This window comes from Pediococcus argentinicus (assembly GCF_001437605.1).
Classification (GTDB): domain Bacteria; phylum Bacillota; class Bacilli; order Lactobacillales; family Lactobacillaceae; genus Pediococcus; species Pediococcus argentinicus.
The window spans coordinates 1-21,009 of record NZ_JQCQ01000029.1; the positions used below are offsets into that span (position 1 = coordinate 1).

At 37.3% G+C, this 21,009-nt stretch carries 23 protein-coding genes; 13 read left to right on the top strand and 10 right to left on the bottom strand.

The window, feature by feature from the left end; genetic code table 11:
• Positions 1 to 58 precede the first annotated feature (58 nt).
• Entirely contained in the window at positions 59 to 1,447 is a 1,389-nt protein-coding gene (locus tag IV88_RS06935; RefSeq protein WP_057800106.1) for a hemolysin family protein, read from the bottom strand.
• A gap of 202 nt (positions 1,448 to 1,649) precedes the next feature.
• On the opposite strand from IV88_RS06935, the gene IV88_RS06940 reads away from it, so the two are divergent.
• Positions 1,650 to 2,780, top strand: a complete 1,131-nt coding sequence (locus tag IV88_RS06940; protein ID WP_057800108.1) for a low temperature requirement protein A — start codon at positions 1,650 to 1,652, stop codon at positions 2,778 to 2,780.
• A gap of 69 nt (positions 2,781 to 2,849) precedes the next feature.
• Positions 2,850 to 3,788, top strand: coding sequence for an aldo/keto reductase (locus IV88_RS06945; protein WP_057800111.1), 939 nt, complete (start codon positions 2,850 to 2,852; stop codon positions 3,786 to 3,788).
• A gap of 298 nt (positions 3,789 to 4,086) precedes the next feature.
• Here IV88_RS06945 and IV88_RS06950 read toward each other — a convergent pair whose 3' ends face one another.
• Positions 4,087 to 4,611: a DUF5067 domain-containing protein gene (locus IV88_RS06950; protein ID WP_057800113.1), complete on the bottom strand. Its 525-nt coding sequence runs from the start codon at positions 4,609 to 4,611 to the stop codon at positions 4,087 to 4,089.
• A 13-nt stretch (positions 4,612 to 4,624) separates the two neighbouring features.
• Positions 4,625 to 4,957 (bottom strand): hypothetical protein, encoded by a 333-nt coding sequence (locus tag IV88_RS06955; RefSeq protein WP_057800115.1) that lies wholly within the window; start codon positions 4,955 to 4,957, stop codon positions 4,625 to 4,627.
• Between the two features lie 150 nt (positions 4,958 to 5,107).
• On the opposite strand from IV88_RS06955, the gene IV88_RS06960 reads away from it, so the two are divergent.
• Both IV88_RS06960 and IV88_RS06965 read left to right on the top strand, forming a co-directional pair.
• Positions 5,108 to 5,638 (top strand): DUF1836 domain-containing protein, encoded by a 531-nt coding sequence (locus IV88_RS06960; protein ID WP_057800117.1) that lies wholly within the window; start codon positions 5,108 to 5,110, stop codon positions 5,636 to 5,638.
• Positions 5,639 to 5,781: 143 nt separating this feature from the next.
• The gene (locus IV88_RS06965; RefSeq protein WP_057800118.1) at positions 5,782 to 7,170 is read left to right on the top strand and encodes an aldehyde dehydrogenase family protein; all 1,389 of its coding nucleotides are present in this window, start codon (positions 5,782 to 5,784) and stop codon (positions 7,168 to 7,170) included.
• 61 nt (positions 7,171 to 7,231) lie between these two features.
• Here IV88_RS06965 and IV88_RS06970 read toward each other — a convergent pair whose 3' ends face one another.
• Positions 7,232 to 7,726, bottom strand: a complete 495-nt coding sequence (locus tag IV88_RS06970; protein ID WP_057800121.1) for an aminoacyl-tRNA deacylase — start codon at positions 7,724 to 7,726, stop codon at positions 7,232 to 7,234.
• Positions 7,727 to 7,816: 90 nt separating this feature from the next.
• Between IV88_RS06970 and IV88_RS06975 the strand changes: the two genes are divergently transcribed.
• Positions 7,817 to 8,029, top strand: a complete 213-nt coding sequence (locus IV88_RS06975) for a hypothetical protein (RefSeq protein ID WP_057800122.1) — start codon at positions 7,817 to 7,819, stop codon at positions 8,027 to 8,029.
• A gap of 132 nt (positions 8,030 to 8,161) precedes the next feature.
• Positions 8,162 to 8,884, top strand: coding sequence for a GntR family transcriptional regulator (locus IV88_RS06980; protein WP_057800124.1), 723 nt, complete (start codon positions 8,162 to 8,164; stop codon positions 8,882 to 8,884).
• A gap of 80 nt (positions 8,885 to 8,964) precedes the next feature.
• On the opposite strand, the gene spxB is transcribed toward IV88_RS06980, so the two are convergent.
• Complete coding sequence (spxB, locus tag IV88_RS06985; protein WP_057800126.1) at positions 8,965 to 10,704, bottom strand: pyruvate oxidase; 1,740 nt, start codon at positions 10,702 to 10,704, stop codon at positions 8,965 to 8,967.
• A 212-nt stretch (positions 10,705 to 10,916) separates the two neighbouring features.
• On the opposite strand from spxB, the gene IV88_RS06990 reads away from it, so the two are divergent.
• The 4 genes from IV88_RS06990 (at position 10,917) to IV88_RS07005 (ending at position 15,669) form a co-directional block, all read left to right on the top strand.
• Positions 10,917 to 13,283, top strand: coding sequence for a phosphoketolase family protein (locus tag IV88_RS06990; RefSeq protein WP_057800128.1), 2,367 nt, complete (start codon positions 10,917 to 10,919; stop codon positions 13,281 to 13,283).
• Between the two features lie 280 nt (positions 13,284 to 13,563).
• The gene (locus tag IV88_RS06995) at positions 13,564 to 14,382 is read left to right on the top strand and encodes a polysaccharide deacetylase family protein (protein WP_057800130.1); all 819 of its coding nucleotides are present in this window, start codon (positions 13,564 to 13,566) and stop codon (positions 14,380 to 14,382) included.
• Positions 14,383 to 14,384: 2 nt separating this feature from the next.
• On the top strand, positions 14,385 to 14,810 hold the full coding sequence (locus IV88_RS07000; protein WP_057800132.1) for a hypothetical protein: 426 nt from the start codon (positions 14,385 to 14,387) through the stop codon (positions 14,808 to 14,810).
• 1 nt (position 14,811) lies between these two features.
• Positions 14,812 to 15,669, top strand: coding sequence for an NAD(P)-dependent oxidoreductase (locus IV88_RS07005; protein ID WP_057800134.1), 858 nt, complete (start codon positions 14,812 to 14,814; stop codon positions 15,667 to 15,669).
• Between the two features lie 3 nt (positions 15,670 to 15,672).
• On the opposite strand, the gene IV88_RS07010 is transcribed toward IV88_RS07005, so the two are convergent.
• Positions 15,673 to 16,560, bottom strand: a complete 888-nt coding sequence (locus IV88_RS07010) for an RluA family pseudouridine synthase (protein WP_057800136.1) — start codon at positions 16,558 to 16,560, stop codon at positions 15,673 to 15,675.
• Positions 16,561 to 16,611: 51 nt separating this feature from the next.
• Positions 16,612 to 17,073 carry a universal stress protein gene (locus IV88_RS07015; protein WP_057800138.1) on the bottom strand — a complete coding sequence of 154 codons (462 nt, stop codon included), beginning with the start codon at positions 17,071 to 17,073 and terminating at the stop codon, positions 16,612 to 16,614.
• A 287-nt stretch (positions 17,074 to 17,360) separates the two neighbouring features.
• Here IV88_RS07015 and IV88_RS07020 point away from each other — a divergent pair, with 287 nt between their 5' ends.
• The 3 genes from IV88_RS07020 to IV88_RS07030 are packed head-to-tail and all read left to right on the top strand — an operon-like array spanning position 17,361 to position 18,682.
• Complete coding sequence (locus tag IV88_RS07020) at positions 17,361 to 17,819, top strand: hypothetical protein (RefSeq protein ID WP_057800140.1); 459 nt, start codon at positions 17,361 to 17,363, stop codon at positions 17,817 to 17,819.
• Positions 17,812 to 18,468 carry a L,D-transpeptidase gene (locus tag IV88_RS07025; RefSeq protein WP_057800142.1) on the top strand — a complete coding sequence of 219 codons (657 nt, stop codon included), beginning with the start codon at positions 17,812 to 17,814 and terminating at the stop codon, positions 18,466 to 18,468. Before IV88_RS07020 ends, IV88_RS07025 begins: the two co-directional genes overlap by 8 nt.
• Positions 18,455 to 18,682, top strand: coding sequence for a hypothetical protein (locus IV88_RS07030; protein WP_057800144.1), 228 nt, complete (start codon positions 18,455 to 18,457; stop codon positions 18,680 to 18,682). The genes IV88_RS07025 and IV88_RS07030 overlap by 14 nt, the downstream gene beginning before the upstream one ends.
• Positions 18,683 to 18,698: 16 nt before the next feature.
• On the opposite strand, the gene IV88_RS07035 is transcribed toward IV88_RS07030, so the two are convergent.
• The 3 genes from IV88_RS07035 to IV88_RS07045 form a co-directional block, all read right to left on the bottom strand.
• Positions 18,699 to 19,334: a DedA family protein gene (locus tag IV88_RS07035; RefSeq protein WP_057800146.1), complete on the bottom strand. Its 636-nt coding sequence runs from the start codon at positions 19,332 to 19,334 to the stop codon at positions 18,699 to 18,701.
• Between the two features lie 288 nt (positions 19,335 to 19,622).
• Positions 19,623 to 20,465 carry a hypothetical protein gene (locus IV88_RS07040; protein WP_057800147.1) on the bottom strand — a complete coding sequence of 281 codons (843 nt, stop codon included), beginning with the start codon at positions 20,463 to 20,465 and terminating at the stop codon, positions 19,623 to 19,625.
• Positions 20,466 to 20,903, bottom strand: coding sequence for a helix-turn-helix domain-containing protein (locus IV88_RS07045; RefSeq protein ID WP_057800149.1), 438 nt, complete (start codon positions 20,901 to 20,903; stop codon positions 20,466 to 20,468).
• Positions 20,904 to 21,009: the final 106 nt, after the last annotated feature.

The following is a 21,009-nucleotide window of genomic DNA, read 5'->3' on the forward strand; positions in this document are numbered from 1 at the left end:
CAACTTGACAGGGCCGAGCGCAACAACAGCAATTTCATGAGTGCTTTTATTTTTAAATTTAATCTTCTTCATCAAACCCGTGTTCTTCAACAACTGGTTCAACATTTGCAAGTTCATCAGGTTCTAGCTTATGTACTAAGAACCAGTCGATATGAGCGTTTTCGTTATCTAAGACTTGGAAGTCATAGTTTTGAATTCGAACATGTTCATCCACTTTGATTTCAGGTTTGTTATCAATGACGTAACCACCAAGAGTTACAACATCTTCTTCCTCAAAGTCAGGAACGTCGATTCCAAAGTAACGTTCAAAGTCATAAACGGTCATCTTACCGCTAATCTTGTAGAGGTTATCAGATTCCTTATGAATATAATCACCAGAAACATCATCGACTTCGTCTCGGATAGTACCGAAGACTTCTTCGTAGATATCTTTATCAGTGATAATTCCACTAGTACCACCGTATTCGTCAACAACAACTGAAATTGGTGTTTGCTTTGAAAGCATCTTTTGTAAGACATCTTGTAAAGGCAAACTTTCAGGGACGGTGATGGAATTTCTAAGCAACTTGCTAACAGAAATCTTGCCATCAACTTGGCTTTGACGAATTAAATCGTAGTTATAAACGTAACCAAGAATCTTATCTTTATCGTTATTAGCAACAACTGGGAAGCGACTGAAACGACTTTGTAGGTATTGCTTAACAGCTTCGTCAACGGTTGTATTAACATCAAGAACAACTAATTGTGTTCGATCAATCATAATGTCTTTAGCAACTTTATCATTGAAATCAAAAGCACGTTGCATATAAACTAAATCATTTTCTTCAAGTTCACCGCTAGTAACAGCATTTTTTGAAAGGCTAAGAATTTCAGCTTGTGAAAATACTTCAGCGTTCTCATCAGCAGGCTTCATTCCGAATAATCGTACGATTCCGTTGGCCGATACATTTAACAACCAAACGAATGGGTAGAAAATGGTATGGAAGTAATGAAGGGGAGTAACAACCCACATTAAAACTTTAATTGGAATATCGATACTAATGTTCTTTGGTACGATTTCGGTAATAACAACTTCCAAATATGTTAGAAGTAAGACACCAACAATCGCTCCAACTAAATGAAGTGAAGCTGAATTGATCAAATGTGTTTCACCAAAGCCCTTCACAATGAAGAACTCAACGGTGGATTCACCAATCCAACCTAGGATAATCCCACAGATTGAAGTACCTACCTGTGTTGTTGATAAATATTCATTTAAACGTTGCACCATTTGGATGGCAAGTTGGAACTTCTTTCGTCGTCTTGTACTAGTTGCATTCTTTTCCGCTTCTTCAAGTGCACTTAAGCGGCTTTGTACGAGCGCAAATTCGGCGGCTACGAAGAAGTAGGCCAAAATAAAAGTAATCAGCATAACAATAAGGTTGCTAATTATCTGTCCGCTGTCCAAAAATCATTCCCCATTTCTAAAATTAATTATCTTTATATTATACAACGTAAAGATAAAAAAGTATCTAGCATTTTTTGATTTAAATCCTGTAAAAATACCGTTTGAGGACCTATTTCACACATTTTTATGATTGACACATTAATATTCAGGTTATATAAACATTAAGTAAGTAAAAATTTTGATAAATGAGGGTCAAATACAGATGAAAAAAATAATTAGACAGTCTGCCGAAGTTTCTAATCTGGAACTGTTTTATGATTTGATTTTTGCATATGCAATTAGCAAGATCACCACGGTTTTGCATGTGGTTCATGAAGAACACATTCCACTATTAAATCTAGCTGAATTCTTGATGATGTTTTTTGTTTTCTGGACAGTTTGGACGTATCAGACTGTGTACGCGAACCGCTTCTTTACAAACAACATTTTGAATACGGCGTTTATGATATTTGATATGTTTTGGGTAATTATCCTGTCGCAGTCCTTAACTACGAATTTTGCTTCGACGCATGTTACTTTCGCTGGGAGTACATCGATTTTGCTACTAAGTATTGGATTACAGTATGTGGTGCAGGGGATGCGGTTGGAGCATAAACATCAAAGACTACTAGCAATGGAACTAGCTGGGCTATTATTTATCTGTGGCATAACTGGTGCAATCACTATCATTCCATTCACAAGTTATCTAAACCGTTTCTTTATTTACCTAGTTAGTTTTATTGTGGCTAATGTTGTACCAATTTTTATGAAGGAAACGCTACAAAACTTTCCAGCCAAATTTGAGCATTTAACTGAACGCTATTCTTTATTTACGTTGCTATTGTTTGGTGAATCGATCATTGCCGTAGCAACTTCAATCAATGTTCATCACCTGGAATTAGTATCAGTTTGGTACTTTTTAATTACAGTTATATTATTTGGCTTCTACATGATGACTTATGATCTAGGCATTAATCGTAAATTACCACACACAGCTGGAATTACGTTAATTAACGTTCATTACTTTATCTTTGTCGGATTGGACTTAGTTACAGCCGTAATTGAATTGTTCTCACAAGGTGAGTTAGCTGGCTTCCAAACAATTTTATTAACAACATTGGGACTGCTAGGATTCTTAGGCGGATTACAAGTAGTTATTTTCACGTATCCACTTAATCAAAATAACTTGAAGCAAATGTTTGTAAATGATGTTGTAATGCTTGCTATTTGGCTAATTGGAGCAGTATTTGCGGTTCACATTATCAACGTATTCTTAATTTGGACAACTGTGATGTTAGGCATTGGATTGTTCATTTGGTGGCGCCAGTTATTAAACTCTAAAATGTATGAATAGGAATTCCGGTAATAAAGTGCTAACATGTTTGTGTAAAGGCTTACAATTATCGAATGAAGGAGTGTTATTTTGAAGAAAATTAATATTGGTGGCATGAATGCATCACAAGTTGCGCTAGGTATTATGCGTATGAGTGATAAATCGAAAGAAGATGCTGCTAAGGCAATCGAAGCAGCTGTTGAGTCAGGTATCAACTATATTGATACCGCAGATATTTATGGTGGTGGCGAGTCGAGTAAACGATTTAAAGAAGCTCTTGCTCTAACAAGTATCAAACGTGATGATTTATACATCCAATCTAAGGGTGGAATCATTAATCCAAATGGTAGCGATATTCCCTACGGTAATCGTTACGATTTTTCTAAGCAACATTTGATTACAACCGTTGATGCTGAATTACAACGTTTGGGTGTGGACTATTTGGATGCTTTCTTACTCCATCGTCCAGATACATTGATGGATCCAAATGAAATTGCAGAAGCTTTCAATGAACTTGAAACAGCAGGTAAGGTACGTCACTTTGGTGTTTCAAACTTCAATCCAATGCAGGTTGAATTAGTTCAAAGTGCTGTTAGTCAAAAGTTGGAATTTAATCAATTACAATTTGGTATCATGCATACTGGAATGATTGATTTCGGAATGCACACCAACATGTTTGATGACCGCAGTGTGAACCATGATGGCGAGATTTTGGAATACTCACGATTGAAAGATATGACTATTCAAGCATGGTCACCATATCAATATGGATTCTTCGATGGTGTCTTCATCAATAACGATAAGTTCCCAGAACTTAACAATAAGATGAAAGAAATTGCCGACATCTATGGCGTAACCAAAAATGCCATCGCCACAGCATGGATCTTAAGACACCCAGTCAAAGACCAAGTAATCTTAGGTTCCATGAACCCAACTCATATCAAAGAATCCGCAGCCGGTGGCAGCGTAGAAATTACCGGTCAAGAATGGTACGACATCTACTTCGCAGCAGGAAATGATTTGCCATAAAAAAATGAGCATGGAACAAACCGGTTATATTTTGAGCATTAACATAAAAATGAGTACCACTCCTGGTTTTGGAGTGGTACTCATTTTTTGGTTAAGCGGAGAAATATGGTTTGTGGAAGGCGTTACGGCTATAAATCAGTAGAGCGAAGACTATTTAGTGGTTTGGGAGTGATGGCACATTAGATTAAGCGGAAAAGTATGGTTTTTGGAACAAGTTACGGCTATAAAAAATAGAACAAATGATATTTAAAACAAAAAAGCAGTCCACCCACCGGCAAACCACTTCTCTAAATAACCTCTAATACGTAACCCGACCAACAACCTCATGCTTCAACCCATAAAAAGTAACCTGAACCTGATTACTATTCTTCATCTCCCAAGAACCCAAAGCCTTAATAGTCTTTCCAGGTTTAACCTCATCAACCGAGTTATTCTCGAGTTGGTCGTTCTTAGTAGTATCAGTAGAAAATGGCAATGAACCCTGTTCAAGTGTCTTTCCACCTTGCTTAGCAACAACATACTTATACCAAACATCAGAAGGAACAACCGCTTTTTTAGAGTTGTTAGTAAATGAATACTTAACAACTAAAGCTTGTTTTCCAGCTGTGGCAGAAGCTGATTTACTGTTATCTTCAATTTTAAAATCACCAAACTTAGTATGGAAAGTCTGGTTCTTGAAACTAGCGGTGGGTCTAGTATCTACCTTTTTACTAGTTTGACTGGATGAGTGGTTTGGGCTGGAATGTGATGGTTTAGTGCTAGTAGAACATCCAGCTAAAACCATTGTACTAGCAATGGTTAAAACAATCGGTAATGCTTTCACAATGAGGGCCTCTTTACTTTTTATCTTCGTTTAATTCACTGAATTTCATTGTAATGGCCTTAGGACGATCACTGACAACAACGATTGTTCCTTTACCTAAGAAATCTTTTTCGCCACTGTATTTGATGGTATATTCTTGAGCAATTGCTCCTGAGTTTTGTAATCCCATCACATAGATTTCGTCATCGGTTGAGTCATCACTAAAAGCGAAGGCCACAACTGGAGTGATAAGGATTTGATCTTTTTTCATTTGTTTCAAAGTTGACCAGATACCGTTGATAACTTCAATTGGAAGTAAGTCTTTAACATCTTGATCAATTTTGCGTTTCTTTGTATTTTCAAACATGGTAGTACTCCTTTGAATTAAGTTTAATGAACCTAGGATAGCATAATCAGTCAAATAAAATAACTAAAAGTTTTTACGTCTAGTTTAAATAGTTTTCGAAACCAGATGAGCATGTTATAATAACTATATAAAGTTATGGGAGGTAATCAAATGAGTGATATGACAGAATACAATAAATGGGTTAAACGCGTTCAAGAAGTTGATTTTCCCCACTGGGATGAATTACCAAAGTTCGATTTATACATGGACCAAGTAGTTGCATTTTTGACGGGTTATACCGGGCCGCTTGGATTGTCTCCCGTTACATCGACGATGATTAATAACTACGTTAAGCAACGCGCAATTGTGGCACCAACAAAGAAAAAGTATCAGGTTATGCAGATTGCGGATATTTTGTTGATTACACTATTGAAGCAAGGTTTTCCAATTGATGCGATTCGATCGGGAATTGACCGCGTAACGGCCACAGAGTATCCTAAACAAGCTTATGACCGCTTTATCGATTTATTAAATCAGAAGATGAAGGCTATTGGTGAAGAAACGACTCGTCATTCATCGAACGACTTAACACAAGAACTGATGGAAGTTACTGCAAATATGGTTGTAGACCACATTCAAACAAATGAACTGGTTCGAATTGTTCAAAATTCAGATAAGCACACCCCAACTAAAATTAAATAAACTTTTGCCGCGTCAATTTCAATATTGGTGCGGTCTTTTTATTTCTTTGGGCTGAAATTCCAAATAGCATTTACAAATAACATGAAACTTCTTAAAATATAAGTTGTGTTGAGAATTTTTTCATTTTGAGAGGAAGAGATACTTTGGCAAATGATGTAAAGGAAAACAGTGTACAAGAATCAATTAACACACTAGTTGTAAAGGGTCATAAGGCTTTGGACCAACTAGCAGAATTGAATCAAGAACAAATTGATGCAATTGTTAAAGCAATGGCAAAGGCGGGTTTCCATGCTCGTTCACGTCTTGCTAAGATGGCCGTTGAAGAAACTGGTCGTGGTGTGTATGAAGATAAGGTTCTTAAGAATCAATTTGCTACTTTGGATATTTATCATTCAATCCAAAATGACAAAACAGTCGGAATTATCAGTGATGATAAAGAAACTGGAATTATGAAAGTTGCTGAACCAGTTGGAGTAGTTGCAAGTGTTACACCTGTTACTAACCCAACATCAACAGTTTTCCATAATGCTTTGTTAGCAATTAAGACGCGTAACCCAATTATTTTTGGATTCCATCCTTTTGCTCAAAAATCATGTGTGGAAGCAGGAAAAATCATTTTAAATGCTGCTGTTGAAGCTGGTGCTCCTGCAGACTGTATTCAATGGATTGCAGAACCAAGCATGGACGCTACAAGTGCTTTGATGAACCATGAAGGTATTGCTACAATTGTTGCTACCGGTGGTTCAGCAATGGTTAAAGCTGCTTATTCAACAGGTAAACCAGCTTTAGGTGTTGGTCCTGGTAACGTGCCAGTTTATATTGAAAAATCAGCTGACATTCAACAATCAATTGACGATATTGTGATTTCAAAATCATTTGATAACGGTATGATCTGTGCTTCAGAATCTAACTTAATTGTTGATGCTGAAGTTTATGATCAAGTTAAAGAAGGACTTCAAAAACAAGGTGCTTACTTTGTTAAACCTGAAGATATGGAAAGCTTCACTGACGTTGTTATGAGTCGTGAAAAACATTCTGTTAACCCTCGTGTTGCTGGACAACCAGCTGCACAAATTGCTGAATGGGCTAACATCAAAGATTGTCCTTCAGACGCTAAGTTTTTAGTTGCTGAAGTTAAGAGTCTTGGTGGGGATGAGATCTTATCTCACGAAAAACTATCACCAGTATTAGCTATGGTAAGTGCTAAAGATCAAAACGATGCTATGCGTCTTTTGAAACGTGGCCTTTACTTTGGTGGACTCGGACATACCGCAGGATTACACACAAACGATGATGCTTTGATTAATCGTTTTGCTCTTGAAATGAACGCTTGTCGTTTATTAATCAATACACCAACATCACAAGGTGCTATTGGTTACCGTTACAACAATGTCACTCCTTCAATGACATTAGGTTGTGGTTCATGGGGTAAGAACTCAATTTCTCATAACTTAGAGGATTGGGACTTGCTTAACATTAAGACAGTTGCAAAACGTTTACCTAAGTTGCGTCATGAAAGTATTGATTTCTAGATTAAATTAAATGAAAAAAGCACTCGAATTTAATTTCGAGTGCTTTTTTAGTTGAATCAGTTTATTCGATTAAATCACCAAAGGTAGCGTGAACTAATTTTTTAACATCTTTAGCATTCACGCGAACAGAACGCCCAATTTTACCGGCTGATACAACAATCTCACCTTGTTTTTCAGCAATTTCATCCATGTAAATGGGATAGTGTTTCGTTTCGTAAATCGCGATTGGAGAGTTAGCGCCATGCTCGTATCCAGTAGTTTTAAGTAGATCTTTCAATGGAACCATGCCGACTTTCTTATTACCAGAAATTTTGGCTAATTTTTTATAAGATAAATGTTCATCTAGTGGAACAACGCCAATCACTGGACCAGTTTTGTTTCCTAGTAATGCTAAGGTTTTATAGATATTGTGTCGGTCTTCAGCAGATTCATCGGTGTCCATTTGCTTCACGTCACCTTCAGTATGCGTCGCAAAACTGACTGATTCATAACTGATATTTGCTTTATCTAGAATTTGTTCAACAAGTGTTTTTGATAATTTATTTTTCTTTCCCACAGTGTGTCACCTCGTTTATTATTTTAGCATAAGCGGTAAAATGAACGTGAGTTTTTAAGTTATTGTATGATAAGCACTGGAGGCGATATTATGGAATCAAAACAAAGGCGCAGAGATGATGAATTTGGTTTACTACTAAATAAGAAAGGTTTAGCTGAATATATTGGTGTTAGTCAAGCTTTGGTAAACGAACTGATTTTACATGAAGGATTAGGTGAAACTAGTTTTACTCCTACAAGAGGCGGAAACACCTTTTTTATTAGACCAAAAGTAGACGAGTGGATTATGAGTAAAGGCGAATAATTTTTAAATCCTTTTTATATAATTCTTTTTGAAAGTGACTCTAGTTTGATCAATATCAAAACATGGTGTTTATTAGAAGTATGGTCTTTTCTGGTATAATAAAATGAAATATAACTTGGGACGGCATTATTCATGGATGATTTAATATACAAAAAAATAATTAAGGATCTGAAACAGCGAATTTTCAACGGGGAATTTCCAACAAATCGCTTGCCAGATGAACGGTCACTAACCAGCCATTACGAGGTTAGTCGTAGTTCAATAAAGCGCGCATTGACGGTTTTAGCAAATGATGGAATCGTATTTAAAAAGCGTGGCTCAGGCACTTTTGTTAATCCGTTATATCTAAAAAAGAAATCGTCATTTAATTATGAGGGCTCTAATTTAGGTGTGACAGATAGTTTGAAAGCGGATGGAAAAGAGCAGGGAATTAAAGTTCTCGATTTTTCTGTTGTGCCCGCAACCAAAGAAATGCGTAATGATCTTTTTCTTAATGATGATGATTTTGTCTACCAAATTCGACGATTACGTTTGTTGGATGGTGCGCCAGTTATGATTGAGACCGGTTATATCCCAATTAAAATTGTTCCTGAATTATCCACACAAATTATCAGCAAATCAATTTTCAATTACTTAGAGGAACAAAAGGGGCAAAGAGTAACGAAGTCATTCCTGTCAATTTCGACCGAGCCTTCAACTAAGGAAGACCAAGAGCTTCTTAAACTTCAACCCAATGAACCAGTTGGTATCATGTCTGGAATTTTCTTCCTCGATGATGGAACACCATTTGAAATTTCAAATATGCGTTTGCACTATAAATACATGAATTACAATACGTTTGTTTCAACAAACTAAAATAGAGTTTCAACAAAGAAGTGATACCTTGTTGGAACTCTATTTTTTTACAATCTACGTTTCCTGATTTTTAATAATTATTATTTTAATAGTTCACTCAATGCTGGTTGATCAAAGACATTGTAAGCTTTCTTGTAATTCTCAATCGTTTCGGCATCAAAAACATCAGGATCAAGGGTAACCATTGATGTATCAATTGGATCAACGTTATTAGTTTTCGCGTCAATCACGATTGGCTTTTCGTTGCCTTCTTTTTGTAATTGATCGATCTTCTCCATAACAGTATTTAGTTCTTCGTGGTTGGTAACGGTAAATCCGATCGCACCAAATGCTTCACCGGCTTTAGCCCAGTCAGCATCCGTTAAATCAACACCATAGAGACGTTGCTTAGTGCCAACCTGTTCATGTTGAATAAATCCAAGAGACTGGTTGCTGAGTACAACGTTGATAACTGGTAGGTTGTAACGAACTTCTGTGATGATATCTGGAGCAACCATTGAGAAGCCACCATCACCAGAAATGGACCAAACCTGTTTATCAGGGTAACTCAATTTAGCGCCCATTCCAGATGGTAAACCATAACCCATTGTGGCAAACCAAGCACTCATAGCAAAATGACGACCGCCATTTAGTGGAAGCAGACGAGTAGCATGTTCCGTATTATTACCAACATCGATACCATATAATGCATCAGAAGTTGAATGATCAGCGATTGCTTTGACAACGGCTTCAGGGGCTAATCCTTTACTTTCATCAGCGGCAATAGCATCTAACCACTTGTCCCAATTGGCTTTATTAGTCCGGTTAGCTGTTAACCATTTTGTTTCAGGAGCTGTCTCTTTACTGTCGATTAAGGCTTTAACAAATGCTTTTGCGTCAGCTACAACTGTTAAATCAGCATAAGTTTGTTTGCCAATATCTTCGACCCGGTTGTTAACTTGGACAATCTTAGCTGTTTGAGGCCAGAAACGGGCAAATGGGAAGTTTGTTCCCATGAATAGAATTAAGTCGGCTGCATTAACTGCTTCAGCTGCAGGCTTTGTTCCTAAACGACCAAAGCTTCCCAAGAAGTTTTGATGATTACTGTCAACTGAGAATCCAGTTGAAGGAGCGGTTGCTAAGATTGGAATATTAAATTGTTCAGATAATTGTTCCACTTCTTTAGCAGCTCCGCGGAGTCCAAGACCGGCAAAGATAAGAGGGCGTTTTGCCTCTTTGATTAACTTGATTGTATCATGAACAGCTTTAGGATCGATATTTTCTGTAAAGTTAGGTTTAACATCGTCAGCAGTTGGAGCTGGAGTGTAGTCAATTTCAGTATCAGTTAAATCATTTGGTAAAACGACTACCGAAACGCCGCGTTGTGAATAAGCTGTTCGAACGGCTTCATTAATCACAGCAGGAATTTGATTAGCATTTGTAACTGTTCGATTATAAACAGCTACATCAGCAAAAATAGGTGTTTCATCCATTTCTTGGAAGAAATTAGTGTTCATATTAGCTGTTGGAACTTGTCCGACTAATGCTAAAACTGGAACGTGATCCATCTTAGCATCGTACAACCCATTCATTAGATGAGTGGCACCAGGGCCGGCTGAACCAAAAGCAACACCGATTTTACCAGTGAACTTTGCATCAGCAGAAGCTGCCATTGCACCAACTTCTTCATGACGTACTTGGATATAACGAACGCTATCACGTTCTTGATATAATCCATCCACAGTAGCGTTAATCGAACCACCGGGAACACCATAAATATGATCAACATCCCAGTTTTCTAACGTTTTAATTAGAGCTTGTCCTGCTTTCATTTTTGTCATAACTAAAACCTCCAATATTTATTTTACTAACTTATTGTAAGCGTATTTATAAAATAATGGAAGCGTTTGTATCCGAAAAATTAAGGATTTATAAAATTGGACCGTATCAATTTGTAAAATGATTGACCAAGCGTGCAAATTAGTATACAATTGCCCTTGTAAATAAGACAATATTATTGTTACTAATCAAGTTTTGAAAGGGGTAATACACAATGGCAACAGATTATTCTTCAAAAGAATATTTTGATACTTTAGACAAATTTTGGCGCGCAGCCAACTACCTTTCAGTGGGACAACTTTATTTAAAAGACAACCCACTATTAAAGCGTGATATTCAAGCGGATGATGTAAAAGTTCATCCAATTGGACACTGGGGTACAATTCCTGGGCAAAACTTCTTGTACGCGCACTTGAATCGTGTAATTAACAAATACAACGTAAACATGTTCTATATTGAAGGTCCCGGTCATGGTGGCCAAGTGATGGTTTCTAATTCATATCTAGATGGTTCTTATACCGAAGATTATCCAGCAATAACTCAAGATGAAGCTGGTATGAAAAAACTCTTCCAACAATTCTCATGGCCCGGTGGGGTAGCTTCTCATGCTGCACCTGTTACACCAGGTTCAATCCATGAAGGTGGAGAACTTGGATATTCAATGTCTCATGGTGTTGGTGCTATTTTAGACAACCCAGACCAAATTGCAGCTGTTGTAGTTGGTGATGGGGAAGCTGAAACTGGTCCTTTAGCAACATCATGGCAACATAATCGTTTCATCAATCCAATTACAGATGGTGCTGTTTTACCTATTTTGGATATTAATGGTTACAAGTTGAGTAACCCAACACTTTCGAGTCGAATGACAGATGCTGAATTAACTGAATTCTTCAAGAGTCAACATTGGGATCCAATGATTGTCGAAGGTTCAGATGTTGACAAGTTAAATCCGGAAATGGCTAAGGCAATGGACGAAGCTATTGAAAAGATTGAAGCAATTCAAAAGAATGCACGTGAAAATAATGATGAGTCGTTACCATACTGGCCAATGATTATTTTCCGTTCACCAAAAGGTTGGACTGGTCCTAAGACTTGGGATGGCAAAGTGATTGAGGGTACATTCCGTGCTCACCAAATTCCAATTCCTGTCGATCAAAATGATATGCAACATGTTGACGCTTTAGTTGACTGGTTGAAATCATACAAGCCAGAAGAATTATTTAACGAAGACGGTACACCAAAGGAAGAAATTGCTAACTTTGCACCTAAGGGCGACAAACGAATGGCAATGAATCCTATTACAAATGGTGGGGTTGATCCAAAAGACTTGAGCTTACCAGATTTCCGCGATTATGCAGTTGATACTTCTGAACGTGGTGTGAGCTTGAAACAAGATATGTTAGTTTGGTCAGACTACTTGCGTGATGTAGTTAAAAAGAACCCAACAAACTTCAGAATGTTTGGTCCTGATGAAACAATGTCAAATAGACTATATGGTTTGTTTGAAACAACCAACCGTCAATGGATGGATCCAATCAAAAAAGATTGGGACGAAGCATTGGCACCAAAAGGACGCATTCTTGATGCTCAATTGTCAGAACATTCTGCTGAAGGTTGGTTAGAAACATATACTTTAACTGGCCGTCATGGAATCTTCACTAGTTATGAAGCATTCTTGCGAGTTGTCGACTCAATGCTTACACAACATTTCAAGTGGTTGCGTAAAGCTAAAGAATTAGACTGGCGTCGTGATTATCCATCATTGAACGTTGTGTCTACTTCTACTAGTTTCCAACAAGATCACAATGGATATACTCATCAAGATCCAGGTATCTTAACTCATCTTGCTGAAAAGAAACCAGAATTTATTCGTGAATATCTACCTGCTGATGCCAACTCACTATTAGCAGTTAGTCCATTAATCATGAATGATCGTGAAAAGATCAACTTGATTGTTGCTTCTAAGCAACCACGTCCACAATTCTACTCAATTGAAGAAGCTGAAGAACTTGCTAACAAGGGACTTGGCATCATTGATTGGGCAAGTACTGATAATGGCGAAGAACCTGATGTTGTCTTTGCAGCAGCTGGTACAGAACCAAATATGGAAAGTCTTGCAGCAATTAACATTTTGCATGACAACTTCCCAGACTTGAAGATTCGCTTTATCAACGTTATTGACCTATTGAAACTTCAAAGTCCAAAGGTTAACTCACGTGGATTAAGTGATGAAGAATTTGATCGTTACTTTACGAAAGACAAACCAGTTATCTTTGCTTTCCACGGCTTCGAAGACTTGATCCGTTCAATCTTCTTCGAACGTCACAACCATAATTTACACGTTCATGGCTACCGTGAAGAAGGAGATATTACAACACCATTCGATATGCGTGTTCTAAATGAATTGGATCGTTTCCACTTAGCACAAGATGCTATCAATTCAATTCCTGAATATGCAGAAAAGGGTGCTGAATTCTCACAAGCAATGGATAATACGCTTGCTAAACACTATCAATACATCCGCGACAATGGTGACGATTTACCAGAAGTTAAGGATTGGGTTTGGAAAGATTTGAAATAAAGAGTGAGAAAAAAGACGGTTTGATTCTGAGCATAGCATAGGAAATCGAATGATTCGTACTTGGAATCGTTTGGTTTTCGCAGCTAAGCACAGGAATCAGTCTTAGTTCTCCGATTTAGACTATAAACATTAAGAAACACAATATAGGCCAAGTGAAACTATCAGTTATCACTTGGCCTATATTTTTTAGCTTCAAGCTGGCTCATTTTTACTCCAATTGACCCCCTTTCCTGATTGTGTAATGATTAAAGCAGTTTAATTGGGGGAGTAGTGATTAGAAATGAAAGTTAGATTCAAATGGGTATGGATGATGCCGTTATTAGTTTTATTAATGGCGGGATGTCAGAGCAAGATGAACAAGACAAGTACGACTAAAAAAGTGGTTACTGAAAAAGTAACAAAGAAACCTGAGATTACGTGGCACCATGTGAAAGACGATCCGAAAGTTCCAATTTTGATGTATCACAGTATTTCACCAAGTACGAATAGTCTTAGAATTCCAGCTGATCAGTTTAAACAACAGATGGAATGGCTAAAAGAGCGTAAATATTATACTTTAACCCCAAATGATGCTGAGCGTGTTTTTCTTAAACATGAAGTACCTAACCGTCCGTTTGTTTGGTTAACGTTTGATGATGGGTATGAAGATAATTTCAAAGTTGTATATCCTGTAATTGCTAAAGAAAAAATGCACGCAACAATCAACTTCATTACGTCATTCAGTAAGCGTAAAGGTCATTTAACAACTCAGCAGGCCCAAACAATGTTGGACTCTAAAAATATTGCGATTGAAAGCCATACGGTTAAGCATCAGGATTTAGATGTTTTAAATGAGCAACAACAGACACGCGAATTAACGGATTCCAAACGCTGGTTGGATAAAACTTTCAATCAGCAAACCGATATAATTTGTTATCCAGCAGGACGGGCTAATGAATTTACAGCCAATGTTGCAAAAAAAGCAGGATATAAATTAGGATTAACCACTCAGCCGGGATTAGGCGATTTAAATGATGGGCCATACAATTTGAAACGGGTTCGTATGATACCTAATATGAGTAAGAAACAGTATTTTGATTTAATTAAAAATGGAGAATAACAATGAAAAAAGACGTTACCTTAAAATTTCATCACGTGGGACATCCAGTTCCATTAGCACAAATTAAGGATAATCCTGAAACAAAATATAGTGAGCTCTACGACATGTACTCTTTAGATGAGCAAAATGATTTTAGTTTACCAATTGAGTTACATGCTTTTGGACCTAAATCTAGTTTAGATCCGTTAATTCAAAGCCAACCACATGTCGCATTTACAACCAATAATATTAAGAAAGCGCTAGAGGGTGAACATGTTTTAATGCCATTATATGAGCCTTTCAAGGGTTATCAATGTGCGATGATTTTAGTGAACGAACAACCAATTGAAATCATCGAAACAACGCTAAGTGAATCTGAAATCTGGGGCGATGGAATTTTTAAGGATTCAATTTTGTATCCACATGGGGATGAAAGAAGGTCACATTAAAATGAAGATTGGATTTATTGGAACTGGTGTGATGGATACTGGTATTATTCGTAATTTGTTCAAGGATAATGAAATCAGTATTTACACGCGTACTAAATCTAAGGCTGAACCATTAATTAAAGAAGGTGCCCACTGGGTTGAAAGTCCGATGGAATTAGTCGATGGGGTTGAAACCATTATCAGTATGGTCGGATATCCACAAGACGTAGAAGAAGTTTATTTTGGCGACAACGGTATTTTTCAAGCCAATGTTAAAAATAAGATTCTGGTTGATATGACGACTAGTACACCAACACTAGCTAAACGAATTGGGGAAGAAGCACATCGTAATGATGCACTTGCCTTGGATGCACCCGTTTCAGGTGGAGATATTGGCGCTAAAAATGGCACATTAACTGTGATGGCCGGTGGTGACCAAGAAGCTTTTGAGCAGTTGACCGATGTTTTTGACCAAATTAGCCAACGTAAGCATTTCTTTGGTGGGTTTGGCACAGGCCAACATGCTAAGATGGCTAATCAAATTATGATTGCGGGAACGATGACAGGGCTAACTGAAATGTTAGTATACGCAAAGGCTGCTAATTTAAACCTGCCAGACGTTTTAGCTACTTTGCAAAGTGGTGGAGCTGACAATTGGAGTATGGATACCTATGTACCCAGAATTCTTGCCGGCGATTATACACCTGGATTTTTTGCTAAGCATTTCTTAAAGGATCTCCGTATTGCCTTGGATGAAGCAAAAAAGATGAACTTAGATTTACCTGCAACCAAACTGGCTACGCAGTTATACGAAGAATTGGTGGAAACAAAAAAGCTTGGTAACGATGGAACCCAAGCTTTAGTTAAATTGTGGTGGTAGGTTTTATTTAATGTTTTCAAACTCCGCTGGTAATGGAGCGGTGTACCAATGTTCTTGGTCGGAAAAAGGCTCAATCACTTTAATTTGATAAGAATGAAGCATCATTCGTGAGCTGGTTTCTACTGGATTATACAGTGGATCACCTAAAATAGGATGACCAATTCCAGCTAAATGAACGCGAATTTGATGAGTGCGACCAGTTTCCAAAACTAGTTGAACTAGTGTTTTATTCGCAGTTCGTTTAATAACTTGATAGTGCGTAATGGCGGACACGGCCTTAGTTCCATTAATCATGCGCTTGCGTTTGTCGTCAGGGTCTAACCCGATCGGTTGATTGATGACGCCACTGTCATTTGAAAAATTACCATCAACCCAAGCCATATAGATTCGCTTAATCTTTTTCGTGAAGATTAAGCGATTAAAAATTGGTACGAGAATTTTCTTTTTAGATACTAAGATAGCACCACTAGTTTGTTGATCTAATCGATGAACGTTGTATGGTTTGCCAGACTTATCATTTAGATATGCGGCTAATCCGTTCATTAAACTACCAAGCTCATCTGGACGGTTAGCGTGCGTCTTGATTCCAGATGGCTTATTAGCAACCAAATAGTCAACATTTTCAAATAGAATTTCTGGAACAACGGTTGAATCAGGAAGAAATGGGGGATCAGGTGTATCAGCATCTGAGTCCTCAAAAAATAAATCAACTTGATCATGTGATTTAATCATTGTATTCATTGGTTGATAAGAGTTATTTACGAGAACTCTTTGATTAATCCGCAATAAGTGAATTAGCTTAGTGGATAGCAGCCAATAATCGTGTAGTAATTCTCGTAACGAAATGGATTGAAATGAATCTGGTATCTCACGGTGATAATGTTCTGTCATAACTTAATACTCCAAAATAAAAAACTGCTTTGATAAGCAGCTTTTTTTTAATTATTTTTTATCTTCTTTTTGAGGCTTAACAACTAGTACGTCGCAAATTGCATTACGACTTACATAAGTTGCAACTGAACCAACCATGATTCGTTCAAGGGCATTTAAACCTGTTGAACCAATCATAATTAATTCATTGTGATGATCTTCAGGGAATTCCTTTGCAATAACTGGTTTAGGATTTCCGAAACGAACGTGGACGCTAACATCCTTAACGCCGGCTGCTTCAGCCTTCTTCTTTAGTTTATCAAGTCGTTCCTGAACATCTTCAGAAAGTTTGTAAATTACATCTCCACTTACAGCACCACCGTAAGTATCGCTGAATTGATTAACCTCGAGGACGTTTAAGATGTCGAGGTGTGTATCGTTACGCTTTGCAACTTCAATAGCTTTATCAAGGACTGCTTCAGTTGCTTTGGAGCCGTCGACTGGTGCAAGAATATTTTTATATTGTTGTAACATGTTACCCACCATCCATTCATCATTTCTTACAGTAATCATAGCATTAAATATCAAAAATGTAAGCCTTTTTACACTAACAATCCGATTATTTTTCTAAAAGCATTTTACTTCCATTTGGTGTATAAACATATATAATAAAAGTATCCGGAAGAATGGTGACTACGGCCACCATTAATGACGTTCTTAGCTTTCTAGAGGCTAGGAACGTTTTTTAGTATAAGAGTTCTTTTTATATTAACGAATTGATGTTAAACTTCTAGAATAAGCAAGTATGTAGGAGATATTTTATGAAAATTGCAGCAACACAAGCTATTCAAATTTTAAAAGATGAAAATGTTACAACTAAAGACTTTAAAGTAACTAAGGTAAGTTTAAAAAAGGCTGACAGCAAACCAATGGAACCAGTTTGGGAGTTTTTAAAGACTGCAACTGAAGATAAACCATTATTAGATGCAGCAATCACAGTCAATAAAGACGTGACAGTCCGTTTACAGACCAGCATTATTAATTTGCCACTACGATATGTGAGCCAGGCTGAAAAGATTTTGGATGACCAGGATTATGATTTAAATATTTATGCAATTATTGAAGCAGAAGCAATTAATTCTTCTCATTTACGAATTGACCAAATTGGCACTATTGAAGATGTACAGAATGCCAATAAAGATTTACGCGCTAATTTCCACGACTGGATCAATGAGCAATTTGATCGATTAGATAACGGCGGTGAGGCTAAGGATGAATAGATTTAAAATAATTCTTACCATGGGTTTAGTATTATTTTTACTCACGATAGGAATTACAGTGCATGGTCACCACGCGGCTGTTGCCAAAGCTACAGCTCATGAAGCAAAAGTGAGTCAGATTGATTTACCAAAAGATAATAAAAAATCTAAGAGTGATTTGGCAGCGGATGAAGATAAGAATGCACCAACTAAAAATGGTGATTCTAAGTCGTACGATTGGAAAAAGTCTTCGGAAAATAAGCCTTATCCAGATCCAAAGCTTTATCCTAATCTAACCTTACGAGTTTCGATTACTGACCAACGTGTTTATGTTATGGATGGCACTAAGAAGCTGTATACGATGCATGCTTCAACAGGTTCAAAGAAGAGTCCCACACCAACTGGTACTTTTCATATTCAACGAGAACGAGGCAAGTTCTTCTATAATGCTCAGTCAAAAGAAGGGGCTAAGTACTATGTTTCCTTCAAGGATCACGGAATCTACTTATTCCATACAGTTCCAACAGATCAAAATGGAAAATATATTCCAGAAGAAGCCGAACAGTTGGGTAAGGAAGCCAATTCTCATGGCTGCGTGCGTTTAGCAGTACCTGATGCAAAATGGATTTACTATCATGTTACGGAGGGCACCAAAGTTGAAATACATTAAAACAGTCAACGATTGGCTAAATCAAGATCGTCATTTTGGACAAGAAGCCGGAATTAGCATGGGATTTTTAGCAATCCTTTTAGTACTGTACAAACTATTAACTGGTATTTTTACTAAAGTTCCATTTATTAGTTGGCGTGCCATCATTGGTGTATTGTTGATATTCGCTTTGATCATCGTTATCTTTCGAATTGTTGAAATGCGACGCAAATAGCAGAAAAGTTCGCTCATTAATTTGAGCGAACTTTTTTAATACTGTTATAAATGAAACGTATGATAACCGGTAGAATCACCAGGATTAAGAAAATGATGGTGAAGTATTTTTGAACGAATGGGGTTCTACCAAAATAGTATCCGGTTAAGCAACAAGCTCCGACCCAGATTAATACGCCAGCAAAGTTAAGTTTATTGAATCTCTTCCAATCCATTTTTGATGTTCCAGCAATGATAGGAACGAATAACCCAATGAAAGGAACAAATCTTGAGAACAACAAGGTGTTATCTTCATGTCGGTCAAAGAAATCTTGTGTTTCACTCATTTGATCTGAATCAGAAATCTTTTTGGTTAAACGATTACGATTTTCAAAGTTTAATCCGGTCCAATATTTGACCATCGCTCCAGCAGTTGCCGCAACTACGAATGTGATGAATAACAAAAAAATATTGAGTTGTGATCCGGCACTGGCTGCAATGGTGCTAGTTAAGAATAGAACGGATTGCCCTGGAAGAAATGAAAAGAAGATAAAAGCTGTTTCTAGAAAAATCCATAAAAACAAAATTAAATATATCCAAGTTCCAAGCCAATCAGCCCAAGGAACTATCATTGAGAGTGGATTTATTAAAAAATTAAGTAGGCTATACAGCATACGCATTCTCCTCGTATGGTTAATACCTTTTATCATACCATGTTGAGTGGAACTTGTGTTTAATTCGAATTCATGGTAACTTTGATACATGCGATGAGTCGAAATAAATCAGACAAAGCAATTTGTTCCACGTAGGTGGCTAGTGATTTTTTCACCGGCACACGTATTTCTACCGTATTTGTAGAGTGTGTAATGGAGGGTGTGTGAACCGCCTAAAGTTACCTCAGTTTACTGAGGTCCGGAAAAAAGCGATTGAACAGAAATGTTCAGTCGCTTTTTTGTTTTGTTCTATTTTATTAAATAAACTTGATCATGAATTAAATCGAAAGTTGAATAATGTTGGTTAAGAGTTTTGGTAGCTTCTGGATCGACCAGTTTGGCTTGTTTCCAGAAGTCACTCGTATTAGTAGCTCCGTTTTGTTCGCCAATGCAGATTAGGGTTGCGTCAGGAAGCTTCTCACGCATTGTAGCTAAAACTTCTTGATCGATTGGAACACCATCAGGAGACCACGACATAATTACATATTGGACTTGATTTTGATATTTATCCAAAGCTGTAAGAGCATCCAGCTTTTCCACTTCTGTAACTAAATGTCGGCCAGTTTGATTTTCCTTTTGCCATTCTAAAGAATCGGTCGCAATGACACTCTGGTCGTGAGCTCGAAGACCTTTTGAAATATACCCATTACCAGCCATAATTTCGAGGGTTGGTTTACCATCGATATATTTGGATAAGTCGTTAATAAATGGAGCTGAAATGTAAGCCCACATACCATAGGTGTCTTCTAAGTAGTCTCGATAAGATCTTAACAATTGATCGAGCTTAGGTAACGCTCTGGAATATTTATCCCACAATTGATCACCCACAGGATCCCCCATTTGATGTTCTTTACCAATTGCTTCAAAGATTGTATCCTGAATATTTTCTGGCAGTTCCAGCAGTGGAAGCTGCTGTGGTAATAAGTCTCTGGCAATCAAACGATCGCTCTCAATTACATTATTGATTAAAAAAACAATTTCACCAAAGTTCGAGAACGTATCTCGATACTTGAGCAATTGTTTAATATACGAAGGTGCAGCAGAAGATTGGCGCACCTGTTTACGTAGTTTTTTTAGTTTTTTAGGTTTCAATTAATCTCTCCGTGGGTTGTGTTTCGACCAGTTCAAATCTAGTTCTTCTTGTTGATCAGTTTCTGGTTCGCTAACTTTACGACGATTTTTACCGTGGAAATAACCATCCATCAGTTGAAATAGTTCATATCGGTCGTCACTACTCAATATTTTTTGAGCAAATACCAATTGTTTACCGGATAGGAATAATTTTGATAAATCATATTCGTTTAAAGAAGCACGTCCACACAAATAATCCATACTAACGTCGAAGTATTCGGCTAATTTTCGTACTTCTTGGTAGGAAGGTGAACGAACGCCACGTTCCCAATTTCCAATCTGTGAAGCCGTATTAGCGTGCTCTGCATCTGGCTTATACATTTCGTTTAAGTCGTTAGCTAAAACCTCCAACGTAATATGCTTTCCGTGCCTTAATGCTCGTAATCTTTCTGGAAACAAAAAATCACTCCTTTCCGGACTTTTTAATATCTCTATTTTAATACACTTTATCTGTTTGGGACAATTTTCGCTCAATGTCAGGTCGCGTTTCTTTGTTGTGGGTAGA